At 55.5% G+C, this 25,747-nt stretch carries 28 protein-coding genes and 1 riboswitch; all 28 genes read right to left on the bottom strand.

The features are described from left to right. Positions 1-13: 13 nt before the first annotated feature. A complete protein-coding gene (gene hemL, locus NUV48_11670) occupies positions 14-1,324 on the bottom strand; it encodes a glutamate-1-semialdehyde 2,1-aminomutase (GenBank protein MCR4442795.1) in 1,311 nt (436 codons plus the stop codon). After that, entirely contained in the window at positions 1,321-2,310 is a 990-nt protein-coding gene (gene hemB, locus NUV48_11665; GenBank protein ID MCR4442794.1) for a porphobilinogen synthase, read from the bottom strand. Before hemB ends, hemL begins: the two co-directional genes overlap by 4 nt. After that, positions 2,307-3,863 (bottom strand): uroporphyrinogen-III C-methyltransferase, encoded by a 1,557-nt coding sequence (gene cobA, locus NUV48_11660; GenBank protein ID MCR4442793.1) that lies wholly within the window; start codon positions 3,861-3,863, stop codon positions 2,307-2,309. Before cobA ends, hemB begins: the two co-directional genes overlap by 4 nt. Continuing rightward, entirely contained in the window at positions 3,860-4,795 is a 936-nt protein-coding gene (gene hemC, locus NUV48_11655; protein ID MCR4442792.1) for a hydroxymethylbilane synthase, read from the bottom strand. Before hemC ends, cobA begins: the two co-directional genes overlap by 4 nt. After that, entirely contained in the window at positions 4,792-6,090 is a 1,299-nt protein-coding gene (hemA, locus tag NUV48_11650; GenBank protein MCR4442791.1) for a glutamyl-tRNA reductase, read from the bottom strand. The genes hemC and hemA overlap by 4 nt, the downstream gene beginning before the upstream one ends. Beyond that, entirely contained in the window at positions 6,066-6,710 is a 645-nt protein-coding gene (locus NUV48_11645; protein ID MCR4442790.1) for a bifunctional precorrin-2 dehydrogenase/sirohydrochlorin ferrochelatase, read from the bottom strand. The genes hemA and NUV48_11645 overlap by 25 nt, the downstream gene beginning before the upstream one ends. Before the next feature lie 27 nt (positions 6,711-6,737). Beyond that, positions 6,738-7,550 carry a sirohydrochlorin cobaltochelatase gene (locus tag NUV48_11640; GenBank protein ID MCR4442789.1) on the bottom strand — a complete coding sequence of 271 codons (813 nt, stop codon included), beginning with the start codon at positions 7,548-7,550 and terminating at the stop codon, positions 6,738-6,740. A gap of 48 nt (positions 7,551-7,598) precedes the next feature. After that, positions 7,599-8,429, bottom strand: a complete 831-nt coding sequence (locus NUV48_11635; protein MCR4442788.1) for an ATP-binding cassette domain-containing protein — start codon at positions 8,427-8,429, stop codon at positions 7,599-7,601. Positions 8,430-8,443: 14 nt separating this feature from the next. Continuing rightward, entirely contained in the window at positions 8,444-9,211 is a 768-nt protein-coding gene (gene cbiQ, locus NUV48_11630; protein MCR4442787.1) for a cobalt ECF transporter T component CbiQ, read from the bottom strand. Beyond that, a complete protein-coding gene (locus NUV48_11625; GenBank protein ID MCR4442786.1) occupies positions 9,208-9,495 on the bottom strand; it encodes an energy-coupling factor ABC transporter substrate-binding protein in 288 nt (95 codons plus the stop codon). The genes cbiQ and NUV48_11625 overlap by 4 nt, the downstream gene beginning before the upstream one ends. 70 nt (positions 9,496-9,565) lie before the next feature. Further along, entirely contained in the window at positions 9,566-10,321 is a 756-nt protein-coding gene (locus NUV48_11620) for an energy-coupling factor ABC transporter permease (GenBank protein ID MCR4442785.1), read from the bottom strand. Positions 10,322-10,530: 209 nt separating this feature from the next. After that, a riboswitch (cobalamin riboswitch) is annotated at positions 10,531-10,729 on the bottom strand. 67 nt (positions 10,730-10,796) lie between these two features. After that, positions 10,797-11,051 carry a hypothetical protein gene (locus NUV48_11615; GenBank protein ID MCR4442784.1) on the bottom strand — a complete coding sequence of 85 codons (255 nt, stop codon included), beginning with the start codon at positions 11,049-11,051 and terminating at the stop codon, positions 10,797-10,799. 34 nt (positions 11,052-11,085) lie between these two features. Then, positions 11,086-11,658 (bottom strand): hypothetical protein, encoded by a 573-nt coding sequence (locus NUV48_11610; protein ID MCR4442783.1) that lies wholly within the window; start codon positions 11,656-11,658, stop codon positions 11,086-11,088. Between the two features lie 43 nt (positions 11,659-11,701). Continuing rightward, positions 11,702-15,013, bottom strand: a complete 3,312-nt coding sequence (locus NUV48_11605) for a hypothetical protein (GenBank protein ID MCR4442782.1) — start codon at positions 15,011-15,013, stop codon at positions 11,702-11,704. Positions 15,014-15,033: 20 nt separating this feature from the next. Continuing rightward, entirely contained in the window at positions 15,034-16,704 is a 1,671-nt protein-coding gene (locus NUV48_11600) for a hypothetical protein (protein ID MCR4442781.1), read from the bottom strand. A 23-nt stretch (positions 16,705-16,727) separates the two neighbouring features. Beyond that, complete coding sequence (locus NUV48_11595; protein ID MCR4442780.1) at positions 16,728-17,198, bottom strand: hypothetical protein; 471 nt, start codon at positions 17,196-17,198, stop codon at positions 16,728-16,730. 61 nt (positions 17,199-17,259) lie between these two features. Then, positions 17,260-17,688, bottom strand: coding sequence for a hypothetical protein (locus NUV48_11590; GenBank protein MCR4442779.1), 429 nt, complete (start codon positions 17,686-17,688; stop codon positions 17,260-17,262). Between the two features lie 10 nt (positions 17,689-17,698). Then, positions 17,699-17,881 (bottom strand): hypothetical protein, encoded by a 183-nt coding sequence (locus tag NUV48_11585; protein ID MCR4442778.1) that lies wholly within the window; start codon positions 17,879-17,881, stop codon positions 17,699-17,701. Between the two features lie 18 nt (positions 17,882-17,899). Then, on the bottom strand, positions 17,900-18,112 hold the full coding sequence (locus tag NUV48_11580) for a hypothetical protein (protein ID MCR4442777.1): 213 nt from the start codon (positions 18,110-18,112) through the stop codon (positions 17,900-17,902). Then, positions 18,109-18,282: a hypothetical protein gene (locus NUV48_11575; GenBank protein MCR4442776.1), complete on the bottom strand. Its 174-nt coding sequence runs from the start codon at positions 18,280-18,282 to the stop codon at positions 18,109-18,111. The genes NUV48_11580 and NUV48_11575 overlap by 4 nt, the downstream gene beginning before the upstream one ends. A 21-nt stretch (positions 18,283-18,303) precedes the next feature. Then, positions 18,304-19,227, bottom strand: a complete 924-nt coding sequence (locus NUV48_11570; protein ID MCR4442775.1) for a hypothetical protein — start codon at positions 19,225-19,227, stop codon at positions 18,304-18,306. Positions 19,228-19,242: 15 nt separating this feature from the next. Next, positions 19,243-20,160, bottom strand: coding sequence for a hypothetical protein (locus NUV48_11565; protein ID MCR4442774.1), 918 nt, complete (start codon positions 20,158-20,160; stop codon positions 19,243-19,245). Continuing rightward, entirely contained in the window at positions 20,160-21,461 is a 1,302-nt protein-coding gene (locus NUV48_11560) for an ATPase, T2SS/T4P/T4SS family (GenBank protein ID MCR4442773.1), read from the bottom strand. Before NUV48_11560 ends, NUV48_11565 begins: the two co-directional genes overlap by 1 nt. 13 nt (positions 21,462-21,474) lie before the next feature. Next, entirely contained in the window at positions 21,475-22,665 is a 1,191-nt protein-coding gene (locus tag NUV48_11555) for a hypothetical protein (GenBank protein ID MCR4442772.1), read from the bottom strand. Positions 22,666-22,667: 2 nt separating this feature from the next. Further along, positions 22,668-23,285, bottom strand: coding sequence for an SAF domain-containing protein (locus tag NUV48_11550; GenBank protein ID MCR4442771.1), 618 nt, complete (start codon positions 23,283-23,285; stop codon positions 22,668-22,670). A 34-nt stretch (positions 23,286-23,319) separates the two neighbouring features. Continuing rightward, positions 23,320-24,708: a hypothetical protein gene (locus NUV48_11545; GenBank protein MCR4442770.1), complete on the bottom strand. Its 1,389-nt coding sequence runs from the start codon at positions 24,706-24,708 to the stop codon at positions 23,320-23,322. 18 nt (positions 24,709-24,726) lie between these two features. Then, positions 24,727-25,149, bottom strand: coding sequence for a hypothetical protein (locus tag NUV48_11540; protein MCR4442769.1), 423 nt, complete (start codon positions 25,147-25,149; stop codon positions 24,727-24,729). 11 nt (positions 25,150-25,160) lie between these two features. After that, the coding region (locus NUV48_11535) for a hypothetical protein (protein MCR4442768.1) at positions 25,161-25,747 on the bottom strand (587 nt) is incomplete at its 5' end.

Genomic DNA, 25,747 nt, shown 5'->3' with positions numbered 1-25,747 from the left:
CTCCATTGCATTCCTAATTATTATACCAGACTTTAACCTCTTTAAAAGCTTGGGCGGCTGCGGCGACGGTCTTTTCGACATCTTCTTCGCCGTGGGCCGCGGAAATGAATATGGCTTCAAACTGGGACGGCGGCAGGTATATGCCGCGGGCCAGCATGGCCTGGAAAAAGACTCTGTAGGCTCCGGTGTCAGCCCTGGTTGCCGACCGGTAATCCCTGACCGGGCCCCGGGTGAAAAAGCAGGTGAGAAGAGAACCGCACCGGTTGACCGTCACCTCGACGCCCGCTTCTCCGGCCGCCGCAGCCAGCCCTTCAGCCAGCATGCGCCCCATGTTTTCCAGTCTTTCATAGGGATTGCCTTGCTTCAGTTCCTGCAGGGCAGCCAGCCCCGCGCTCATAGCCAGGGGGTTCCCCGAAAGCGTGCCGGCCTGGTAAACCGGTCCCGCCGGGGCTGCCAGTTCCATGACCTCCCTTTGGCCGCCGTAAGCTCCCACGGGCAGCCCCCCGCCGATGATCTTGCCCAGGCAGGTCAGGTCGGGCCTGATCCCTACGAGGTTCTGGAACCCGCCCCAGGCCAGCCGGAACCCCGTGATCACCTCGTCAAATATCAGAAGGGCGCCGTATCCAGCCGTTATTTTTCTTAAAGTTTCCAGGAACCCCTTTTCCGGCAGGACCACGCCCATGTTGCCGGCTACGGGTTCAACTATGACCGCGGCGATTTCCTCTCCCCTGCTTCGGAAAAGCTCTATTACTCCTTCCACGTCGTTGTATGAAGCGGTCATGGTCTCCGCCGCCGTTTCTTTTGGTACTCCCGGGCTGGAAGGAACGCCGAAGGTGAGGGCGCCCGAACCGGCCCTGACCAGCAAAGGATCGGCATGCCCGTGGTAACACCCCTCGAATTTCAGGAGCTTGCTTCGCCCGGTACGGGCGCGGGCCAACCTCAGCGCGCTCATGGTCGCTTCCGTCCCGGAATTGACCATGCGAACCAGCTCCACCGAGGGCAGGGCCTCGCAGATCAGCCTGGCCATCTCTGTCTCCAGCTCGGTGGGCGCGCCGAAGCTTGTGCCTTTTCTTTCCAGGCACTCCCGGATTGCTTCGACGACCCGCGGGTGGCGGTGTCCCAGGATTAAAGGCCCCCACGAACCGACGTAATCGAGGTACTCGTTCCCGTCCACGTCCGTAACCCGCGCGCCAAGACCGCTCTCGATAAACAGGGGATAATCCCCGACAGCCTTGAACGCCCTAACCGGGCTGTTGACACCCCCGGGAATGACCCGGCAGGCTTCCTCGTAACATTGTTTGGATCTTCGCGAACCGGTTTTCATCTAAAGCCTTCCTCCTTCAACCATCCGGCCAGGTCCAGGGCATGGTAGGTCAGGATCAGGTCGCTGCCCGCCCTTTTCATGGCCGTCACCAGTTCCATCACGACTTTTTTTTCTTCAATCCAGCCGTTTTGAGCAGCCGCCTTGATCATGGCGTACTCGCCGCTGACGTTGTAGCAGGCCACCGGGCAGAGGAATTCTTCCCTGACCCGCCTGACTATATCCAGGTAAGCCAGGGCCGGCTTAACCATAATAATGTCGGCACCCTCTTCCAAATCGAGGAATGCTTCCAGCACGGCCTGTTCCGCGGCGGCAACGGGGTCCATCTGGTAGGTGCTCCTGTCCCCGAAGCGGGGAGCGGAACCGGCCGCTTCGCGGAAAGGACCATAAAAGGCGGAAGCGTATTTGACCGAATAGGCCATGATCAGGGTGTCTTCGTATCCCTCCCTGTCCAGTTCGGCGCGGATAGCTCCCACCCTCCCGTCCATCATGTCGGAAGGAGCCACCATGTCCGCGCCGGCCCGGGCATGAGAAAGGGCGGTCCTGGCCAGCAGTTCCAGGGTGGCGTCATTCAGAACCCGGCCGTTCTCCACAAGGCCGCAGTGACCATGATCCGTATACTCGCACAAACAGACATCGGTGATGACGGCCAGTTCCGGGAACTCTTTTTTTATCGCGGCAATTGCCCGCTGGATGATCCCTTCTTCTGCGTAGGCTTCCGAACCTATACCGTCCTTTTTCTCCGGGATGCCGAAAAGGATTACGGACTTGAGGCCAGCTTTCACCACTTCTTCCACCTTGGGGAGCATCCTGTCAATTGACAGCTGGGAAACGCCCGGCATTGACCGGACGGGATTCTCGATCCCTTTTCCCTCCACCACAAAAAGGGGAAAAATAAGATCATTTACCGACAAGTTTACGCCGGCCAGCATTTTCCTTACCGCAGGTGACTTTCTCAGCCTGCGCATTCTTGTCACCGGGAAACTCATAGCTTCATTCCTCCAATCCGGTTTTTTCCCTTCGCCAAGTATGAGGCGAGAGCCTCGACCAGCCCCTCAATCGTATACTCGGCGGCCGTGATCCTGACCTCGAGCCCGGCGGCGGCCGCCGCCGCAGCCGTGACCGGCCCGATGCAGGCCACAGCCGTTCCTTTTAACAGGTCCCTCGTCTCTTCCCCCAGCAGGGCCAACAAACCGCGGACGGTGGAAGGGCTGGTGAAGGTAACGGCATGGATTTCCTTGTTCCTCATTTTTTCTTTAATAAGCTCGATTATCGCCGCATCCGGACTCTCCAGGACCGTTTCATAGGCCGCGACCTCTTCCACCACCGCTCCCATTTGCTTTAGCCCGTCAACCAGCACAGTCCTGGCTAGGCTGGCGCGCGGCAGCAGGACTTTTTGCCCGGGCAACAACTTGTCTTTCAAAGCCTCCAGCACGGCTTCCGCCCGGTAAGTTGGGGGGACCACGTCCACCACCAGCCCTCTTTCTTCCAGCGCCCGGGCGGTCGTGGGCCCGATGGCGCACAACCTGGCCCGGCCCAACCGCCTGATGTCGATCTGCAGGGCGGCCATTCTCGCCAAAAAGGACCGCACCCCGTTCACGCTGGTGAATACCAGCCAGTCGTACCCCGCAGCCCCGGCAATGGCCGCATCCAGCGCGGAAAAGTCGGCGGGTGGCACAATGGAGATAACCGGCAATTCCAGGGCCTCGCCGCCCAGTTCCTCGATTTTTCCGGAAAGCTCGCCGGCCTGCTCGCGGGAACGGGTCACCAGCACACGCCTGCCGAAAAGGGGCTTGTTTTCAAACCACAGCAGGCTTTCTCTCAACCGGACGACCTCTCCAATGACGGTAACAGCCGGCGAGGCAAGGCCGCTCTTTTTGACCTTCTCTGCAATGTCGCCCAGCACCCCGCTCGCCACCCGCTGCTCAGGTCTCGTCCCCCAGCGAATCACCGCTGCCGGGGTCAAGGGGTCTTTGCCGCAGCCGAGCAGGCGCTCCACAATCGCCGGCAGGTTTCGCCCTCCCATCAAGAAGACAAGCGTGCCCGGTTCGGAGGCCAGCCGCGGCCAGTCGAGGCTGCTGAGCTCTTTTTCCGGGTCCTCATGACCGGCGACAACCGTGAAGCTGGAAGCATAATCGCGGTGCGTCACCGGAATGCCTGCATAAGCCGGAGCGGCAACGGCCGAAGTTATTCCCGGCACTATTTCAAAAGGAACACCCGCTTCCCGCAGGGCAGCAGCCTCTTCCCCGCCCCTGCCGAAAACGAACGGGTCACCCCCTTTCAGGCGGGCCACCAGCCTGCCGGAAAGGGCCTCTTCCACCAGCAGGTTGTTGATCCCGGGCTGGCTGAGCGTGTGCCGGCCCGGTTCTTTCCCCGCAAAAACAAGCCGGCACCCCGGTTTCTTATACGAAAGGAGCCTGGTGTTCACCAGCCGGTCATAGACAATGGTATCGGCAGCCCTGATGCATTCCAACCCCTTCACCGTAATCAATCCGGCCTCCCCCGGCCCTGTTCCCACCAGGTAAACCACGCCTTTTTTTATGACGACCGCCCCCCTCTGGCTTGTTCCAGGATGCTGCCTGCGCCCTGGCTTTTTAACTGCCGGCACAGCGCCTCCCCCAACTCCCCGGGAGGTTCAATTTCCCCGGAAATAGCCGCGCGCAGCATAAGCCTGCCGTCGGGCGAGCCCACCGCCGCCTGCAGAACAATTTTTTTGTTTTCATATACCGCCAGCACACCGGCAGGAACCTGGCAGCCGCCCCCCAGCGCCCGGAGAAATGCTCTTTCTTCCAGGACGCAGCGCGCTGTCTCCCGGTGATTGACCATCACGGCAAGCTCAATTGTTTCTTCGTCGCTGGCCCTTGTTTCCACTCCCAGGGCTCCCTGTCCCGCCGCCGGCAGGCAAACCGAAAAATCAAGTTTTTCCGTTATCCGTGCATGGAGGCCAAGCCTTTCCACACCGGCCGCAGCCAGGACGATAGCGTCATAATCGACCGTCTCCAGTTTATTAAGGCGGGTATCGACATTGCCCCTCATCTCCACGACCTGCAAATCGGGCCGCCGGTGAAGAAGCTGCGACTTGCGGCGCTGGCTGCTGGTCCCGACCCGTGTCCCTTCCGGCAGCCGCAAAAAAGGCTCCCCTCTTTTGCTGATAAGCGCTTCCCGGGGATCGTGCCGCTCTGTCACCGCCGCAATGACCAGGCCGTTCGTCTCTTCCGTGGGATAATCCTTCATGCTGTGCACGGCCATGTCTACCTCCCGGTTGAGCAGGGCAAGCTCCAGCTCTTTTGTAAAAAGCCCCTTATCACCCGCCGTGTCCAGGGAAACGTCAATTAAACGGTCACCCGCGGTAACAATGGGTATAATCTCGAACTCATATGCCGGACAGCAAATTTTTAGCCTGTTCACTACAAAACCTGCCTGCCATAAGGCCAGCCGGCTCGTTCTCGTGCCGACCCTGATCTTTTTTCTCATACCGCGTCCTCCCCGGACATTTCTTTTCCTTCGCTCGAGAGGTTGAACAGTTTGTTGATTGTTTCCGTGTACAACCGGCCGCTGTCCGAGCGCGCGCACTCTTTCAGGTTGATGATCGGGTCATAGAGGAATTTGTTGACGATGGAACCGGCCATGGACATGATCACCTTCTTTTCTTTCTCCGAAAGGCCGCCCAGCTTTCTGAGGGCCTTTTCCAACTCCTTTTCCTTGATTTTTTCGGCCTTTTCCTTAAGGGCGGCAATGGTGGGAATGACAAACAGGCTGTCGTACCACTCGAAGAACTTGTTGAGGTCTTCCCTGACCAGCAGTTCCGCTTTAGCCGCTTCCTTCTTCCTCTCCTCCAGGTTTTTACCGATCACCCCCTGCAGGTCATCCACATCGTGCAGGGACACGTTCTCGAGCAAGGCCACGGCAGGCTCAATGTCGCGGGGCACCGCAAGATCAATGAAGAGAAGCGGCCTGCCCTTTCTTTTAGCCAGAACGCGCTCCACATCGGCGGCCCTGACGACATAATGGGGAGCGGCTGTGCTGCCGATGACCAGGTCCGCTTTTTCCAGGCAGGACATAAACCCGGCAAAACATACGGCTTCGCCGTTCAACTCGCGGGCCAGCCTTAGGGCCCTTTCATAAGTCCGGTTGGCTACGAGCACTGCCCCCACGCCGCCGGCAGCAAGGTGACGGGCCGCCAGCTCGCCGGTCTCACCGGCCCCCAGCACGAGCACCACCCGCCCTTCCAGGCCGCCGAAGAATTCCCTGGCCATCTCTACGGCGGCAGAACCGACGGAGAGGGCCTGGCGGTCAATCCTGGTCTCGGTGCGCACCCTTTTCCCCACTTCGATGGCTTTCTGAAACAGGGGATTCAATATGTTGTTGGAAATACCGTATTCCCTGGCGTAGTTGTAGGCATCTTCCACCTGACCCAGGACCTGGCTTTCGCCCAGCATCATGGAATCAAGCCCCGCGGCCACCCGGAACAGGTGATGCACGGCTTCCCGCCCTTCCTTCCAGTAAATGTGCCTTCCCAGCGTTTCCGGGGGACAGGCGCTGTACCGGGCGGCAAAACCGAGAAGCGAGCGGCGGCTGCCGGCCGGATTCTGCGTTGTAACGTAAAACTCGGTCCTGTTGCAGGTGGAAAGTATGACCGCTCCTTCCACTTCCTGCAGGCCGCCGATTTCCTCCTTTTGGGCTGCAATGCGGCTTCTGGAGAAACTGAGCTTTTCCCGGATTTCGACGGGAGCAGAGCGGTGATTCAACCCGAAAACGGCGATAGGCATTTTCTCACCTCTTCCCTGGCTTCTTCCAGCCTTCCCTCCAGCACCAGCCGCGAAACCTGCCCGCCCGCCACCATGTCTTTAAGTTTTTTGCTTCGCGCCAGCGGGTCGTCGATGCGCCGGCGGGCCATGTCCCTGGCCATCCCCAGCACGTCCAGCAACACCGCGTACTCCGGTCCATAAAGGCTCTCCAGTTCTCCCCTTATTTTAGCGGCCAGGGCCGGGCCTTTGCCGCCGGTGGAAACGGCGATCACCAGGTCTCCCCTCCTAAAATGAGCACTGGCGATGAAATCGCTTTCCGGCAGGCTGTCAGCCGTATTCACCAGAATATTGCGCTCTTTGCAGTCGGCCACGATCCTGCTGTTGACAAGGCGGTCGCCCGTGGCGGCCACGACCAGAAAACTGCCTTCGAGGCAGGCCGGTTCATACTCCTGCCGGAGCCAGGTCACTTTTCCGTTTTTGGTTAATTCTTTTATCCCTTTCGTCACCCGCGGCGATACGACCCTGACTCCGCCCCCGGCCTCAAATAGAGACCGGACCTTGCGTTCCGCCACGCTGCCGCCTCCCACGACGGCGCACGTTTTACCCGCCAGGTTCAGGCAAACCGGATAATATGGCCCCATCTTTTCGCGCTCCTCCTTTACTCGTCTTTACGCGCCGGCAGCCTCAGCCGCTTTTAGGCAGTCCGCAACACGCCGTACAAAGATCTCCCGGTAAGCCGGATTCTCCCCCAACCCGTGCAGGTAAAGGCTCACTTCAAACCCTTCCCTTTCCAGCATTTTTTTCCATGAATCATCCTCATCTCCCGCCAGGTCATTCTTGGCGTGTTCCCCCGCCACCAGCATGTAGGGCATCAGGACCACCTTCTTGATCCCGCCGGCCTTCAGCCTGGAAACAACGTCGCCTATCCCCGGGTATCCTTCCACGCCGGCGATGAAGACCCGGGGGAGGGTAGCCATGAGAACCAGCTGCAGCATGGCATAGCAGGCATTGGCGGGATGGTCCGAGCCGTGTCCCATCAATACAACGGCCTGGTCTTCATCCAGCCTGGGAAGCTGTCTTTTAAGGGCCTCCGCCGCCGCTGCGTAATCGCTTGCAGCCGCCAGGACAGTCCTTCCCACAACAAGCCTCTCAAACTGTTCACGGTATGGCGCAGCCGGTTTGAGGACCTTTTCGTGGTACTCCTCACCCGGGATGATATGTAAGGGCTGGACAATGACCTCCCCGAAGCCCTCTTCTTTCAGTTTCCGGAGCGCCTCGCCTGTATCGTCTATTTCCATGCCGTCCCGTTCTTTGAGGGTTTTCCGGATGATGTTGGAGGTGAAAGCCCTGCGCGTTTCGTAGCCTGGGAAGCGCCGGGCTATTTCCTCCTCGCAGGCTTCTATCGTCACTTTGCAGGCGTCATGGTGAGTGGTGCCGAAACTCACCACCAGGATGGCCTTTTTCTTTTGACCTGTTTTCATGGGCCTCTTTCTTTTTCCCTCGCTTCCTTTTTCTTTCTGCCAGGCCGCTCAAACACCCAAAATATCCAGGAGCTCTTCCCTTTTGTGGGGCGGCGTCCTTTTTTTGTCCAATTTCCCGGAAGCCGCGAGTCTATCGAACACATCCAGAACCCAGGGTTTGACAAGGCCGGCCTTTTTGAGCACATCTTCCCGGCGGAAAACTTCCACCGGGCTGCCTTCCCCGATCACCCGGCCTCTTTCCAGCACAAAAACATGATCCGCCCAGGCGTAAATCTCGTCGGTGTTATGGCTGGAGACAATCACGGCAGCCCCTTCCCTGTTGAATTTATCGAGCAGGCTCAACAAATCGCTGCCAAAGGCCGGATCAAGCCCGGCGGTCGGTTCGTCCAGGACAATCACCTCCGGCTCCATGGCCAGAACACCGGCAATCGCCGCCCGCTTTTTTTGCCCGTGGCTTAAAAAATGCACCGGTTTGTTCCACTCCTCCCAGAGGCCGGTCTGCCGGAGAACTTCTTCTACCTTCCGCCTGGTCTTCTCCTCCGGCCAGCCCAGGTTCAAGGGACCGAAAGAAACATCCTGGTAGACGCTAGCCGAAAAAAGCTGGTCGTCAGGGTCCTGGAAAACAATGCCAACACTTTTCCTCAGCAGTTTCAGCGCCCTTTTCTCATAGCTTACGGCCGACCCGTTAAACTTCACAACGCCTTTTTGAGGCCTCTGGAGGCCATTGAAATGGAGAAAAAGGGTTGATTTTCCAGACCCGTTCTTACCAAGCACGGCAACTTTTTTACCTGCGGGAACCCTCATGGTAAGACCGTTAAGAGCCCTGGTCCCGTCAGGGTAGGTGAAAAAAACATCCTCGGCTTCCAGGACATACCGCACTTCGCTGTCACCTCCTAATACCGGGCCAGGAGCAGCAAGACCCCTTCCAGCAGGACGATGAAAATAATGTTCCGTAAAGAAAAAACGTACGGGGCATCGATAAATCCGAGTTTACCGTCATAACAACGGGAGTTCAGGCCGGTAAGCACCCGCCCGGCACGGAGAAAGGCCTTCGCCCAGATATTGGCCAGCAATACCCCCATGGAAGCAAGGCTCCTCCTGAAGCTGGAATAACCCCACCGGGCGGATTGGGCCACATACAGCTGCCAGGCGGATTCCATGAAAATAAAAATGAAACGGTAGATAAGGACCACGAGTTCGACAATAATGCCCGGAAAGCGCAAAAGCTTGAGCACATAAACAAGTTCCGTCACCGGCGTGGTAAAGGCCAGGAAATAAAGACAGCTTACGGAACCCAGCGACTTTAAGACGGTGTGCCCGGCCAGGCTCAAGCCGGCGGCGGTAAATCCTACCTTGCAGCCGGCAACGCTGAATTGCCACAGGGTTTCGCCCTCAGCCGGACCAACCGACAAAGAGACAGCAGCCGCTCCCGGTAAGAGAAAAGCCAGCGGAACCAGGAGCATTTTCAACACAACCGCTCCCGGAATCCCGGCTTTGCCCACAAGCACGCCCAGCATAAGCACGGTTATTATGACATATATTTCCGGCCTGTTTACCGCCAGGCCAAGCGTCATGGTGACGACAGCAAAGGAAAATTTCTCCAGCGGATGGACGCCGCGCAGCTTACCGGCGTATGCGTACTGCTCGGTGGGGAACATCATTTTTCCGCCGCTTTTTTCTGTCCCCTGCGCAGCCCGATATAGTAACCCAGAAAACCGGCGCCCAGGGCAGCCTGGACAGCAAAAAGCAGGCTTTCCGTTTCGCCGCCGGGGGGTTCCCAGATTGAATCAAACCACGGCACGTACTGGGGGTTTATTTCCAGTATTTTCTCTTTTGCCGCCCCGTCCGCTCCCCCGAAATCAGAATCGTGAACCACCAGCAGGGGAAAGACGGCAAGGACCACCACGAGTCCCAAAAGCACAATGTTTTTACGGGCAAAGGACATGGCGCTTCCTCCTCACATCCGTTTTTTCTTCAGGAAAGGTCTGCTGTTTTAAGATTAACAACAGGCTTGCTCAGAAGTTGTCTTTTTCCAAAATCAGCAGCTCCTGGCCGCTGTACGAGACCAGGAAATTGAAAACGACCACCGTCAGCAGCCCTTCGCTTACCGCCAGGGGAAGCTGGGTTACGGCAAAAATCCCCAGGAACTTGAGCGCCGAGGCCATGACCCCGCCCTGCTGCGAAGGGAAAGCCAGGGCCAGCTGGAGCGAAGTAACCACGTAGGTTATCAAATCCCCGGCAAAGGCAGCCAAAAAAACCGCCGCCCCCCTGGAAGCGCGTAATTTGACGGCCAGGCGGTATGTGCCGTACGCCATAAACGGCCCGGCAACAGCCATGGAAAAAGTATTGGCCCCCAGGGTGGTCAGCCCGCCGTGCGCCAGCAAAACAGCCTGAAAAAACAGGACTATGGCCCCCAGCACGCTCATGGTCAAAGGACCGAACAGGGCGGCGCCAAGTCCAACCCCGGTGGGATGAGAACTGCTGCCCGTCACGGAGGGGATCTTTAAAGCCGACAGGACAAAAGTAAACGCCCCCGCTGCTCCAAGCAGGAGTTTAAGCTCCGGGTTTTGGGCCAGCCGGCGGGAAATGGAAACCGCCCCCAGGACGACAAAGGGCAGGCTGGCCGCCGTCCAGAAAACCGACCATTTCAAGGGCAGAAAACCTTCCATAATGTGCATGGCCATAACCGGCCTGGGCAGCAACACGATAACAACCGCAAGCAGTGCCGCGCAGCCAGCCGTTCTTTTCCACAAGCAGCCTTTTTTCGCCATAATTATTCCTCCTTTTCTTCTCGCTTTTATTAAATGTATTTGAAGGCAGCAAACCGCCGTCTTGTAAAAAGGCGCCCCGCTGGGGCGGAGTATGGAAGGAACGTAAAGAAGCTGTTTGACAAAAACTGAAGGTCTCTTTAGCATTAGCCAAGAGACCTTTCCCCATCTTAAAAGCCGCTTAAACCGTGACCGCTTACATCCCCTTCGGACGCGTTCACGCGCTTTCAGGCAGGTCTCCTGGCTTACGGTTCATCCTCTTCCCCGCCTTCCCGTGTCATGCACAGTGGCCGCCGGCTCTCGCCGGAATTGATGGGGATTCGTCACCGTTTACAGTGGTGGGTCCGCGCCGGATTTGCACCGGCTTCCCTATTCTCCCTTTAAAAGGGCACCTTGAAAGCTTAAGCTTATTCAATTGTCTTCAGGTTACATGATAATTCTATTACATGGTTTCCGTAATTGCAATATAATTGTTTACCTAAGCGAGAACATCATCGCCGGCATCCTGCCAAACATTACTCTGGAGATAATCCGCCATCAGGGGCCTGATTTCAACATCAAGCCGCTGCTGTTCGAGGTTCAACCTGAGGATGTCCTGTTCCAGGGAGGCAAGCTTTTGCTGGACACGCGCCAGTTCCTTCAAGACGTCTTCCTTTTCCAGCATTCTTTTATTAATGATGCTGTTGTTATCCCGCATCCGGTCAATAATTTCGGCGATCTTGCCGATTTCCATCTCAATCCCCCCTTGTCTCGCTCCAATAGATTTTCTAAAACACAAGGCCCAGCAGAACGGCGGCGCCTATCGCCACCATGCCGGGAGGCCTTTCGAACCTGCCGCTGGAATAAGGTATGTTCTTCACCAGCACATGGTTTTCACGGTTCTTAATATTGGCCAAAATGATCGGCCAGCACCTCAGCATCAAAACAAGGTCCCTGCCCTGGTCCAAAAGCAACGTCTTCAGGTCGAACCTGTATGTATACAACAAATAAAGGAAAAGATAGACGAACGCCGCAGGGTAAAAGAACCAGGCAATCTTCAGCATCAGGCTGCCGCCGCACCAGGGAGTGATGGCAATGAGAAACTGTCCGTCACCCCCGTCAAGAATTCCCAGCCAGAAGAGAAATATGGAATAAACTGCCACCAGCAGGCTTGGTCCCAGCCAGGTCCACAATATTTTAATCAGCAAAAACAGCCCCCGCAGGTCACAAGTAATCTCCGGGAAAAGCCGGGCTAAAGGCGCTGCCGTCCAGGCCAAGCCCAGCAAAAACACGGGTATAGTCAACCTTCGGTAGATGGTCCTCGTGCGAAGATCGGTAATGACGGCTGCCGCCGTGGCCAGGCAAACAACCAGCGTGTTTACCAGATGACTTCAACCTCCCCTCTCATAATTTCCAGATGGAACAGGTGGCCTGCCCAATGTTGCCGCCTTCGTCCCTGGCATAAAGGGTGATGTAGTTAAGTCCGGGGACCAACCTGCTCTTGGTGACGCAGCCGTTGCTCAACACCACGTCCCAGTTGACCCGATCGAAGCTGAACTTAAGATTGGCCAGCGGCGAAATATTGTCGGATACCGTCACCCTCAACCGGATAGAGGTCGACCCTGTTGCCGCGGCTCCGCCGTCGGCTCTGATCGACAGCGCAGGCGGCGTGCTGTCGACAATAAGCGCAAACTGCTGCTCTTCTCCGGGGATCCTGTCCTCATTGCAGTAGCGAACATCAATGATATGAACCCCTTCCCCCGGAGGCAGGCGCAGTTTTCTTTTCACCGTTCTGGCGGTTACCGGCCCGTAGCCGTTTTCATTAATCCGAATCTGATAATACGGGTACGGCGCGGAAGCAAAATCCAGTTCCGCGCTGTTTTTGTTCGCCACAAAGGCTGTTTGGCCTTCATAGTCTATTGCCGTAAGGTTGTTTGCCCCGGACCAGTCTTTAACGACGAAACCGCCCTGATTGCCTGCTGAAGCCTCTATCGGCTGGGCCGGTTTGTCTTCCGTTTTTAAATAATATATGGTCCGGGTGGCGATCCCGGTATTAAAAGATTCGTCGATAACCTTGACCATAAGCTTGTAGTATCCCGAAGGCGCATTTCCGCCGGCGCAGAACCCGGAAAGGTCGTAACTGTAGCTGGAAATGCCGGAATAAGGAATTGACGTCAGGCCCAGCCCGTTGTTGTGGCTGATGTAGTATTTAAGGTTTTCCGCCTTTGTCACGTTATCTACGGCATTGATGCATACGTTCAGTACCGGGTTTTCCGTTATTTCCTCGTTGCCGTTCACGGTCAGGGTAACGGTGGGCACGCCGACGTCGGTGCCCAGGATGGCGTAGTTGTAGCTGACAATCGCCGGGGGGTTGGCGGCGGTCGGGGTCCAGTAGGTGTTCAGCTTTACGCCGTTCAGCCATATTTCGGAAACCCCCGCCGCAAACCCGTATGGGGTGACCCCTATCTTCAGCCTGCTGTTCCCTTTGACCGTGGCCGGCGCGCTCCAGGTCCAGGTGCGGGTCATGGGCCCGGAAGTGATCTCCTGCCAGTTGGTGCCGCCGTCCTCGGACTTGTACCTCCTGACGCTGGTGAACAGCTTGAGAAACCGGTTGTAGATCGTCTCGTCCAGGGTAAAGGACACGTCCTGGCTGACCTGGAAGCCGTCCTGCGGTATGTCGCAGAACAAATCGGCCGTGTTCGTCCAGGTGAATTTGTAGATGTGGCTGGCAATGGTCTGGGCAGAGTCTTTCGTGAACCCCGTCAGCTGCTCGTGGGTGTAGGGAAACTGCCGCAGGTCCGTTGTTATGCCCAGTGTCCCCCCGGAAACGTTGGACCACTTGATCGGCCTGTTACAGTTGAAAACTATGTTCGTGCAGTTGATGGTCAATGAGGAACTGTTCGCCGCGTCGTACCCGCCGTAAGCCATGTCGTCGAAAAAAACGGCGTTGTCCGCGGCGATGTTCAATTGACCGGCCACGTTGAACGTGCAGCTGCCGCTGCTGCCGTTGTTCGATTTCACCGCGGGGTTCGGCGTCCAGACATTGCCGCTTCCCGGCCTGGAAAAGGTAAACACGCGCGGGCCGTTCAGGGCAAGGTCGCCGGCCGCGTTAACGGTCAGGTCGCCGGTGGCCCCGCCCGTGCCCGGGTAGTAATATTTCGTGCAGTACTGGTTGGTGTAATTGTAGGTAATATTGTGGCCGGCCCCGCCGCCCGCTGTTTCCACCAGGTGGTTGGAAAGGGCGGCAATGCCGGCAGGGAGGTTTACGACGGCGCTGCCTCCCTTGCCCCCGCTACCGCCGCAAAAATAGTAGGTGTAACCTGAGTATTCATTGTATGTGTAGTATCCGCCCCAATCGCCCCCGTTTCCTCCCGGGCCGGTTTTGATGTTTATTTCGTTGCCTTTGTCGATTGCCCCGGAAACGGCGAGCGTAACGCTGCCCCCGGCGCCGCCCGCGCCGCCCGCGCAGTTGACGTAGCTGGAAACGTCTTTGCCGTTGCCGCCTGCGCCGCCTGCACCCGCGCAGACCAGGGAACCGGGATCCAGGACAAGCCGGGAAACGGAAACGACGACATCCCCGCCTTTGCCCCCGGCCCCGCCCGGCCCAGCACTGGCGGGAGTGCCGCCGCTGCCGCCCGTGCCGCCCGCGATCCTCCCGGTCGAATGAACCCGCAGCGCCGTACCGGCGCCGGTTATGCTTATCGTCCCGGCGTTCCCGCCGCTCGCGCCGTAGGAATAATAATTCAGGCTGCCGTATGTGCCGCTGCCGCCGTTTCCGGTCCGGACCAGGCCGAAGATGTCGACGGCGCTGAAGTTGCTTAGGTTGATGTTTCCGGAAGAACCGGCGGCGCCGGCATAGGCCCCCGCGCTGGTGCCGCCTGAATAAGGATACCCGGTCCCCGGCGTGCCGGGTAGCCCCGTTTTGATGGAACTGGCGGCGTCAACGGTCAAGGTGGTCCCCTCCAGGCTGATGCTGCCGCTTGAACCCGCCGGCCCTGCCGATACCGATCCGCCGTCCTGCACCCAGCATGAGGTGGCGTGCTGGCCGTTTCCTCCCGTGCCCGTTTCTATCCTCGCCCCGTTAACTAGGCTTATCGTTCCCCCGTGCAGGCCCACGTGGCCTGAACTGCCGCCCCCGCCGGAGCTGTACCGGTAGATTTGGTTGTCGCCGGCCGGCCCGCCGTTGCCTGAAACGATTGCGGCATTGTCTACGGTCAGGGTCTCGAAATATAAATCTATACCGCCTCCCTGGGCGCCGCTGCCGGGACCCCAGGTCCCGCTTCCGCCGCTGTACCCGGGATACCCCTTGCCGCCGGTGCCAGCGGCAAGGTCCGCCCCGGCCGAAACAACGATATTGGCGGCGTTGATGGTTATGTTTTTGCCCTGGGTGGGACTGTAAGTCCTGTAACCCTCAATAGAATAGTCATACTGATAATAGCCGTTTGAACCGTTTGCGCTGGTTATCCGCCCGCCGTTTCTCACGGTCAGGGTTTGCGACACGAAAACGGTCGCCTCCGTATCGACGACCAGGTTGCCCCCGGCCTCGATGGTGAGGTTCCGGAAGTTTTTGTTGCTGTAGCTGCTTAAGTTTTTGGCCGCCGTGATTGTAATGTCGCCGGCCGAACCGTTCCCGTAATCGCCGGCACAGTCTGCGCGGGCCTGGAACAGCATAGGAAGAATAATCATGAAGAACAAAAGATAAGCTGGTCTTTTCACACCCTATACACTCCTCCATCTCAGTGGGTTAAATGGATCAGGTGGTTTTCCAGGGCCGAAGCGTAAATCTCCGCAAAACCGGGGTATGAGGCGAAAGCCTGGCCGGCTCCTTTGCCGGCCGTAACGTCCATCTCCAAAAGGGTTCCCCGGGGCACGTCAACGGGCGTGTGAAAGGTTCCCTGCCAGGTGTTGTTATCGCTGCCTGCCGGGAATAAAGGCTCGCAGCTCAAATTGATCGCCGGAACGCCCGCCGCGTGTATGGATGCGCTCACCAGTTCGGCGCCGCCTCTCGTCTCCACCTGGAAGGTCACGTTGTACCCCGCCCATATCTTCACGGGCTGGCCTGTCGGGAGAGGAGGATTGCCGGGTATTTCCGGGCCCACGATATTCACTATCTTCATGTTATCGACCGCCAGGGAGGCATCCGACAGGCAAACGCTGAATATTTTAGGCGAAAGCGTAATGTCGCTTGTCTTAAGTACGGCCCTGTAATTGGGTTTTGTCCCGGGAGTATCGAACCTTACCGCCGGGCCGTTATTCAATATTTCTTTCCAGGTCACGCCGTCAACCGTCGTCTCCCAGGCAATCTCAGTCCCAGTGGGCAACTCCGTTTCGGCGGTCAGCTTCAATCCGGAGACACCGCGGGCAGCCGTGACCCCTTTTCCTACCAGCAGCTGGTCATTGTCGTACGGGACACCTGAAAGGCCGGAGACGCGGAGCGCCGGGACTTCCCTCATCTCCAAGCCGTCAAAGGCATAGTAACTTACGGCCAGACGGCTGCTTTCGTCGTACTGTAAAACCGCATATTCAAGACCGCCGGGTTTCACGGCGACCGCCAGCGGAGTTGACAGCCCCTCGACAGACAAAAAGGGATTGGCTAAAAGACGAGAGCCGTCATAATTAAACGCTTTGACCCCGCTGTCGTCCGCCACGAAAAACAAATTGCCGTCCCTGGAAACGCTCCGGGGAGAGGTCAGGCCGGTTTCTATACTGAGGGCTTCGCTTTTTTCCATGGCCGATCCGTTCCAGACATAGCTCAGCATCTTTTTGTTCAGTCCGTCCACCACGCTGTATTCGCCAGAACCGGCCCCGGCCGAAATGCCGACAGCTCTCGCCCCTTCCAGATTGATGCTCAGTTGGTCGTTTAACACGAAGCCGCCCCCGTCAAAGCTGTACGACTTAACCGCACTGCCGTCGAGAAGCGAAAAATCGTAGCCGGCGCCTGCAGACATGGCCAGGGGGTTGTTTAACAAGCTGACGCCCAAAGAACCGTTTTTCATCATGCCCGTACCGTCATACTGGTAGTAAACGGCTTCCCTGCTTCCTTTTTCCAGCACCAGGTACTCGCCCGGGCTGTGCCCGGAAATGCTGACCGGACTTTTTAGACCGCCGTTGACGGAAAGAGCGCTGTTTTTGACCATCAACCCGCCGGACGGCTGGTATGTTTCCACCGCGTCGCCGTTTACCAGGGTCAGGTCACGGCTTTCGGCATAAAGAAGCAGAGAATTGGCCATATTCAAGCGGGAAAGGGTCACCCATCCGTTGGCGGTATCCACTTCCGCCGTGGTATGGACAGTATCCACCTGGCCCAGGTCATTGAAACTGTCATCGATGTAAGCGGCGGCAAAAACCATAGCGCTGTTTAAAAAAAGGAGCGGTGCCAGTGAAAGAATGCGCCAGCATCTTTCCAAACGATCACCATCCTTCTGTAATGCTATCTTTTAATCTCGGCGGCCGAATACGCATATATCTCCTGCTCAAAGCCGCCCATGAACCTGTGCCTGCACCTGGCCCTGATCACGGCCAGCACCCCCGGATTATTGAAGGTATAAGAAAGGCCCATGACCGTGTTGAAGACATACGGGTAATCGGGACCCTGGCAAACGTAAAACACCAGGACGGAGGGAGCGGCCAGCAGGGGGGAATCCTGCGCGGGCGAAAAGTCGAGATTAAGATTAAGGTTATCCCGCAGCAGGCTGTCAAAAACGGCGCGGGCGCTTGCTTCGTCTATCTCCACCACACCGCCCGCCAGCGCGTCCATGTTTACAGCCGCAACGGCTCCCTTGACCGCCCGGTTTAAGGACATTTTCACTCTTGCCGAAGTGTACCTGGCGTTGGCGCCGTCAAGCGTCAAACACCAGAGCAGCCAAAAGAGGGGTATTAACATGAGCAATGACAAAAGCATAAAGCCTCTTTCGTTGCGCATAAATACGCGCGCTGATTTAAAAATAACTCAACTCCCTCCTCTACGGTATTTTTTCGCTCATAATGCTCCCCGAAGCGGTAATCCGCCAGCCGGCGGGAGGCGGTGTTCCCCCGATCGCTTTCACCCCGTTTAAAGAATCTATACTCCCCGGTACCGAAATTGTAATGCTGATTGTTTCCCCGCGCAGCTTTTGAATGTACCCTCCGGGTTCAATCGTAACAACATCCGGGTTGAAGCCCCTGACCCTCAACGTTTCAATGATCTCCTGCCTTACCGGCGCCGTTATCCCGCCTTCCACCGCGGCTTTTTGCAAAGCCATGTCCAGGACGTCATTTAAAACGCTTCTTTTATGCTGGGCCACGGAAAAACCGAAAGGCAAAAACAGGGCCAGGTACAGCATGGGGATGATGAGCATCGCCTGCAGCAAGACGTGGCCTTTTTGCTCTTTGCAGAAACGCTTCAACAGCATATTATATCCCCTAATTGAGCCAGTTGTTTTGGATAATATCGCTCTGCATCTCCCACTTTGCCCTTAGTCCGGGTAAAAGATCGGAGTTAACGACAAAAAAGGTCACCGCCCCAATCATGAGTATGGCGATTACCGCTTCCAGCATGAGATAGCCTTTTTCCCCCTTCAAAAACGAAACCACCTTGGTCAGCATTGTTTTCCACCTCTTTTTTTACTGCTTGGACAGCCAGTCATCCGTTTCAATTTTTAACCTGATACTGCTCCCGGCGTTTTTGATCCCGTCCTGCCAGCTGTTCCAAAAAGCATAGCTCAGCGCTCCCATGATGACAATCGCCAGCAAGACCTGGATCATATTGCCTTTAAGGCTGGAAAAAAACGATTGAGAACCGCCAACCCGGTCAACCTCCTTTTGGCATTCTTTCATTCCGAACTCGTCCAGGTTTGGATTTTTTCGTTAAGTGAATTCATTTGCGATTCCATCGGCGTCTTGAACTTTGTGGAGTAAAAGGTAAAGCTGAGCGCGCCGATAATGATAAGATAAATAATGTTCTCAATGATACTGCCTCTTTTCGTTCTAAAAAATTTGCCCACCATCGCCCTCACCACCTTTCCTGGTTAAAAACTGTAGATCAGGAGTTCAACTTGCGTGATCAGAGGGTAAAACAAAACAATAAGCAGGATTAAAAAGGGGAAAACCATTTGAACGGTCATGACCAGGGGCCTGATTTTCGACTTTGCCGAGATGTCTATGTTTTTGAGCTCTTCCTCCAGCTTTTTGTTCTCTTCCAGAAAACCGGCGATTCTCTCGTCTCCTACCGAAGCAGCCTGCAGCAACAGGTCGATGACGACCTGGAAACCGGGAACCGCGACCGACTGTTTAAGGTTGCTTAAGGCCCTTTCCTTGCTGGTGTGCCACTCATTGAGACATGCGGCAAGATAAGGTTTTAAATATACGGTTGTTTTGGCGGCTTCCATTATGGAGTCCCGCAAACTTAATTTTGCTCTCAAAGAAATGAATACTATCTCCGTGAACAATCCCTGTTCGGAGAGGACGATCATTTCCCTGCGTTTTACCATCGCCAGTATAATCAGCCCCGGAGCATAAAACGCCGCCGCGGCGAAAATGAAAACGGCTGCCGCCGGCGCCGCCGTTGGCGGGTTCTCAAAAACGGACAAACCGCCGGAAGAAACGAGATGCCGGGCCGACTGGGAAACGGCAAAAAAACCGTAATAAGCGGCCGGCGCCAGCACTGCCAAAACCAGCGAAACGGCACGGGCCAGCAGAATATGGCGGGCCTTTATGCCCCCTGGGTTGCCTGCCCTGGTTAAGAGGTCCTCGAGCCCGGCCGTGGAATGAAGCCTGCCGCAGCCTGCCAGCCTTTGCCAAGGACTGAGGTAGAGCAAGGGGCGCATCATGCCGAGGAGACGTTTTCTCCTGGCAGCAAACAGATCTTCCCGGAAGCGGCTTGTCCTCTTCACGACAAACAGCCCCGCAAACAACAAGGCTATCCCTAAAGCGAAAAGCGCCGCGGCGATCATTGTTCACCCGCCTTTCTATTTTATCCTCGAACTGCCCAGGCGAAGGTTGAAAAAAATGCCGGCCACAAGCAAAAGAGCGGCCGCAAACATCATCAGCCTGCCCCCGGCGGTGCGGGTCATCAAGTAATGGGCCTCAGGGTTAATCTTTGCGGAAAAAGCGTACATCACCGGGATAAACAAATACATGAGATAGCTCTCCATCCTGACGCCGATGGTTTCCATGCCGCGTTCCTTCTCCTTTACAAGCCGGGTTTTCATATCCATGTAAAGGTTAAAGAGCATCGCGTTGATGTCAACGCCCCTGTTTATCCTCAAATTGAGGATATGCGCGAAGCGGTAAGCCCAGCGGCTGTTTATCCTGGCGGCAAAAGAGAAAAGGGCCGCTTCGCTGGACCTGCCGCTGTTCAGTTCCCTGATCAAGCGGTCCAACTCTTCAAAAAGCGGGTAATCAATTACCGGCAAAATGTTGTTCAAGGAAGAAACAATATTGGGCAGCGTTCCGTACTCGGAAATAAAGTGCTGAACCGCGGCAATCAGCTGTTTTTCCAGCAGGCGCTGTTTCCTGTTGATAAAAAAATCGAGGAGTATTCCCGGCAGCAGCGAAAAGCCAAACCCCAGCGGAATAACAACGTAGATGTTGTGGAGATATTTGCCGGCAAGATAAGATCCAGTAATACACGCAGCCAGCGAGTACAGCATGAACCGGTTGAAACTCCAGTTTAAACCGGCCAATCCCGCGTGTTCCTCTATGTATGCCTTCCACCGTTTTACCCGCGGATTGCCGGCCAGCAGCAAATGCTTCTGCGTTTTTTTATCCTTCTGGAAAACGAGACGAAAACGCATTTTTTTCAAAAACGAAAGACCGGCGGTATAAACAATTAAAAAAACGCCGACAGCCCAACCCAGGCAGACCAGTAAGCCCAGCCCGTTCATCAAACCAGCCCCTTCCGCCGGAGTTCGTCCAGGGAAGCGCCGTGAAAGAGCAGGCTGTAGACCAATTCCTCCCGTAAAACATTATTTGTGCGGACCAGCGTGTTTTTTTCCCACCTGAAAATTTCATTGATCACTACCCTTTTTTGCTCGTCCTCATAATCCACTTCCGAAATGCCGATCACCTTGCGTTTGCCGTCCGGAAAATGATGCATGGCGATGACGATGTCCAAAGACCTGGCCACCATCATTTTCAACAAGTCAAGTTGATACTGTTTTCCCGATTCCGTAATCATCAACACCATGTCATCGACCAGGTTGGCCGGCGAGATGCTGTGGGCGGTGGTCATACTGCCGCGGTTGCCCCGCCGCTGCGCTTTCAGCACTTCTTCCATTTCCGCGCCGCGAGCCTCCGGGATGATCAGGACATCCGCGGAAAACCGCAGGGCGTGTTTGAAAATGTCCAGCTCCGTAACCCCCAGCTTTTCGTCTGCTTTCAAAGAAAAGACGTTGCCTTCCGGCCGGCGCCGCTCGATGGTAGTCTCAAAATCAGGGCTTTCCAGCACGCCGATCCGGAAATGCCGCGGGTAATAATCGGTAAGAAAACAAAGCAGTGTTGTTTTCCCCGCGTTTTGCGGGCCAATAATGGTGATGTTGGCCCTGTGTCCAACCAGGAGCTTTAGAATCTCAAGCGCCTCTTTGGTGATGGTTCCCGTAGCCAGGTACTGCTCTTCCGAAGCCGTGAAAACGGAAAACTTCCGGTAATTGAGATAAGGGACCCTGGCCACCGGAGGTATTCCGATATAGATGCGCGAATTATCGAAATTCGACTGGGCGAAGGTTGCCAGGCGGTTTACCTCCTTGTCCGGCAGGCACCGGTCAATAACCTGCTTAAGCTTCTCATCGCTGGCGAATTGTATCCCCTCAGCCCTGCGTTTCAACCCGTTTTTCTCGTACCATATATTGTTATAACCGTTCACATTAACCTCTTGAATCTCCGGGTCGTCAATGAGGGGTTCGATCGGCCCAAGCCCGTACATGTCCTGGAAGAGTTTCCTAACCAGTTCTTCCCGGGTCATCCCCTCCACAAGGTAAGGGCCAGTATCAAGAAAACAGTCCGTCATCAGGTTAATATACTCCCTGGCCGAGGGATCCCGGCGCACAGCGTTATTCAACATCCTGCTGTGGAATTCTTTTAGCCCGGCTTCAAGCGGGGGGTCCGCCAGATACCTGGTGGTGAGTTCCAAGACTTCTTCATATTCTATTCGTTTGAAGCACCCCTGGTTTTGCAGACCATCCGGCATAACCAAACACTCCTTATCTCACAAACACCCTGGAAAAAATTCCGCCTTTCTTCTTCTTGTCTTTTTCTGTGCTCAAACCGCATTTTTCCAAAATTTCGTTTAGCGAAGCAAGGTATGAAGATACCGCCCTGTTTGCGGCATCATCAAAAACTGAAGTGTCGCCGATCATGTTTGCCGCAGGACCCAGGTCGCTAAGCGTCCCGATCACTTCCACATCCAGGCCGGAGGCAATCAACTCCGGGGCATCGTCGATCCCAGGCGAAAACCGGTTTATAACCACCTTAATCTTATGAGGATTAATGCCGTAAGCGGGAAACAAGCCCAGGCTGTGTTTTAAGCACTGCTTGGAAACATAGTTCGGCTGCAGCACGGCCAAAACCAGGTCGGCATTCTTCAAGGCGGTAATTGTCCCGGCATGGTCAATGACATTGCCCGCATCGATCACTGTCTTGCTGAACAAATCGCCGGCCGCCTCGCACAGCCCGTTAAAACACGACGGGTGGTACTTGCTGTAAAACTCCGGCCTCCTGATGCCGCCAACAAACCGCAGCCCGTTTTTTTTCTGGACCGCCCGGGCATACTTTTCCAGCAAACCGGCGGTCAAAAACCCTCCCCCGATGTAAGGAAGAAGCTCATCAATCAACCTGGCTTCGTCCAGTTTAAACCTGTATTTCAAAGAAGGGGTCCTGATATTAAAATCAAGAACTCCAATCATCTCCTCGTCGTAAGTCCTGTTCGCCCATAAAAGTTGGGCCACCGCTTCCGTGGTCAGGCTGGCGCCGTCTCCGGGCTTGGGGGACCAGACAGCAATCAGCTTAATACTCTTGTTGAATTTTTTCGGGGCGGCAACATCGTAAAGCAGTACGCTCAGGTCAGGACCGGTGATGGGGGAAAAAAGGTACCTTATTCCCATGTCCTGCAGTTCTTTTTCCTGCCTGCTTGTCAGTTTCCTCCTGGTGAACAGGCCTACCAGGCTGGCCCCGGGAGAAGTTTCTTTTATCCTCTCGATCGCCTCCCGCTGTCCGGCCCAAGAGTGCGTTTTAATAAGGGCGTCGCTGAATACAACCAGGTCAGGTTTATGAATATTTAAGGATTCAAAACACCTTTCGCTCTCATAAACCTGGGCCAAAACCAGGATGTCCTGGTGAGTCGTCGTGATATAACGGTCTATTTTATGATTATTGGTAGCCAGGATGGCCTTCATGCTTAACCCCCTTGTTTTTGCCTGACGAGATACTCTTTGGCATAACGAACCTTTTCCAGGTACGATTTGATTTCTTCCTCCGTAACAATTATTTCAATCCCGGATAATTTGCTCATTTCGTTTATCTTCGCTCCATGATGAATATCCTGGCCGGCTTCGTTAATTACGGAGGCCACGACCTTATCCGCAAGCACTTTCTCAGCCCCTGCATAAGGCGATTTCTCGGAGTTATAGAGAAGGTACAGGTCTATTTTTTGCCCCGGCGTCAAAACGATCTTGTTGTACGGAATAAAAAGGTATCTCTCATCTTGCGCCGGTACAATTTCTTCCCGGTCAATTTTGGCCCCCAGGACCTGCTCGCCCTCATACAACCTCGTCCCGGCCAGCCTGCCCGCAACCGCGTCCACTGTGGTCACGGCTCCGGGCAGCACGTATTGCGCCGGCAGGAAAACCACCCTGACGTTTTCCGGGGTAAATCTTTCGAGTGGTTCTATTTCCCTGGAGGCCACGACCACCGGTGCCTTTTGCACGAAACGCTCCGTTGAACTGTACATGAACCAGGCAGACCCCAAAGAAATGAGCAGGCCTAGGACGATAAGGGCAAGCCGCTGTTTTCTCAAACTCCGTCCTCCTTTCCCCAAAGCTGTTTTGAGTTTAAAATCCGAACAGCCTTTTTCGCGCTGCCTGCAGCTTGCCCCGCTTTATTTCGCCGCCGCACAGGTGGTTCGCCAGCGTGCTGACGGCCTGGACAAACGCACCTGGCGCGCCGCTTGCATCAAAGGCCGGAACGCCTTCATATATGCTTTTGAAAGCGGTATCGAAAACGGCCGGAATATCAACCGGCAGCATTTTAAAGCCAAGCAGCTCTTCGATCTCTTTCTTTCGGGGAGCCTCGGTCTTGACATGCATGTTTAAAACAATTTCCAGCTTGCTTAAAGGGACGCCGGCGGCGGTAAGCTCTCCCAGGGCTGCCCTTAACAACCGGGCACGCACCAGGTCGAGAGTAACCGGCAGCAGGATCCGGGAAGACAATTTCAGGGCGCACTGGGCCAGCGTGCTTTTTAAATTCTTATCCCCGTCCAGAACGAAAAGATCGGCTTCGCCGCGCAGGTTATCGTAAAGAAAAAAGAAATCTTCCGCCGTCACTTCCGGCAGCTCTGCTTTCCCGGAAGGGAGAGTCAATACGTAGAGGTTTTTCTTGTATACATGGCAGCTGCCAAGCACTTCCTCCGGGTTCAGCCGGTTTTTCATCGCTTTTAAAAACACATACTTCTCTTCTCGCTGCATGTCGAAATAATTTTCCAGCGCCCTGTTCTTGAGGTCCGCATCAATCAACACGATCTTGAATCCCGACCCAGCCAGGGCTGCCGCCAGGTTAACGGCAAGGAACGTCTTGCCTGATTCAAAAGGCGACCAGACCAGTATTGTTTCTTTTATCCCCTTCACATTGCCGACCCGCACATATTCCGTCTTTTCAACCACTTCCGTAACTTTAACCTCTTTGATCACCGGAACCTCGACTATTTTTTCTTTTTCCACGTATTTGGGCACAAGCCTGACATGGCTTTTGTCGTCGGAGGCAAGTCGAAAGCGGGCGGCGTCGGAGTAATTTGCCGGCTGGTAGATGCGGCGAATGACATCAAGCGGGTAAATGTCTTTCCCTGAAACAATATCCCATACTCCAATCTCGACGGCCTTTCGCAAAAGGGTTGAACCCTGTTCAAGGGATGTCAGAAAGACAACCCGGCTGTCTTTACCTTCGCTGTTTTTTATTTCCAGTCTAAGTTCTTCCAGGAGTATTTCCAGGTCTACGGTACCCGGCAGCCTGTCGTACAATAGGACAACATCCGGCTGGGCCGCCTTCGCTTTTTCGATAAGCCTTTCCCTGTACAGCACATGGTCGACAATAAGGATTGGCTTGACCCACCGGTTAAAACCCTCCTGTTTCAGCAATTTTTCAAGCTCTTTTATACCCTTTTCGGTTTCAAGTTTTTCCACAAGGGCGTCTATTTCGGGATGGTTTGTGGCCAGCAGCAGCTTCAAAACACCACCTCCACTAAACTACTTGTAATTGCTGAGATGGTACCGGGTCTTCGTAATAACGACCGGGATGCCCTCCATTCCAAATAATTTCGGTGTCATTGCCTTGATGACGGTACTGAATAAAACTTTCCCTCTCGGTTTATTCCCGTCCTGAACAATAGTCGCTATAAATTTTGAATTTTTCAGCAAGTCGTTTTCCAGTTGGTCGTTCAACCTTAAATTATTTTTAAGAAAACCCACGGCAAGAGCATAACCTTTGCTTTCGTCAATAATGCTTTTCCCGCCTTTCGCGTCGTATTCCAGCAAACCGCCGACCATCGCCGCATCGAGAGCCATATCCAGGGCAACCCCGATTTTATTGCGGGTCGCCCAGACGGTTGTTACATCCATAATCAGGATGGAAACAAACAGGCCGGATATCATCCAGAAGGATATTTTCATTCCCTCACCCGCTAATTATGGTAATATTCCTCCTTGGCGGCCGGGCGGGTGTAGATGTCGTCGTACAGGTCGCCGTGGATAGTCACGTATTTGTCCCGGCAAATTGACAGCCCGCTTTTGCCGCAGTCGAAAACGATGACTCTCACCCCGTAACGGCCGTCCGGGTCGCTGACAGCGGTGTAGTGTTTCCTCTCCCAGGCGTATGTGCCGTCGGAATAGTCGAATCTTTTCAGGGGGAGTTCCCAGGTTGTTTCTTTGTCCCCAGGCCTGCCTCCCGTCGTCTCAAGGTCCACCTGCCCGGCAAAGCGCATCCTGGTGTCGTAAAATTGGGCCACCACCCTGGCCGGCCCCCTGTATTCGCCGCCGTGCGGGCTCGCCGGAGCAGGCACCTTCGTCTCCCAGTCGGTCCGGTATGTCGTCTTGACTTTCACTTCGAAGCCGTACCCCGCCCTGGTCACTTCGTTGGGGTCAAGACCGTTCTTTTTGGCCCAGGGGATGATCTCCCAGGAGCCCCTGCTTTCTCTGTCCGTTTCTTGGGGGTTGTTCCGGCCGGTTGGGATGCCCTGCCTGGTGTTGACACTCACTTCCGCTCTCAGGC

This window comes from Peptococcaceae bacterium (assembly GCA_024655825.1).
Classification (GTDB): domain Bacteria; phylum Bacillota; class Peptococcia; order DRI-13; family PHAD01; genus JANLFJ01.
This window is presented reverse-complemented; position numbering and strand designations above follow the sequence as displayed.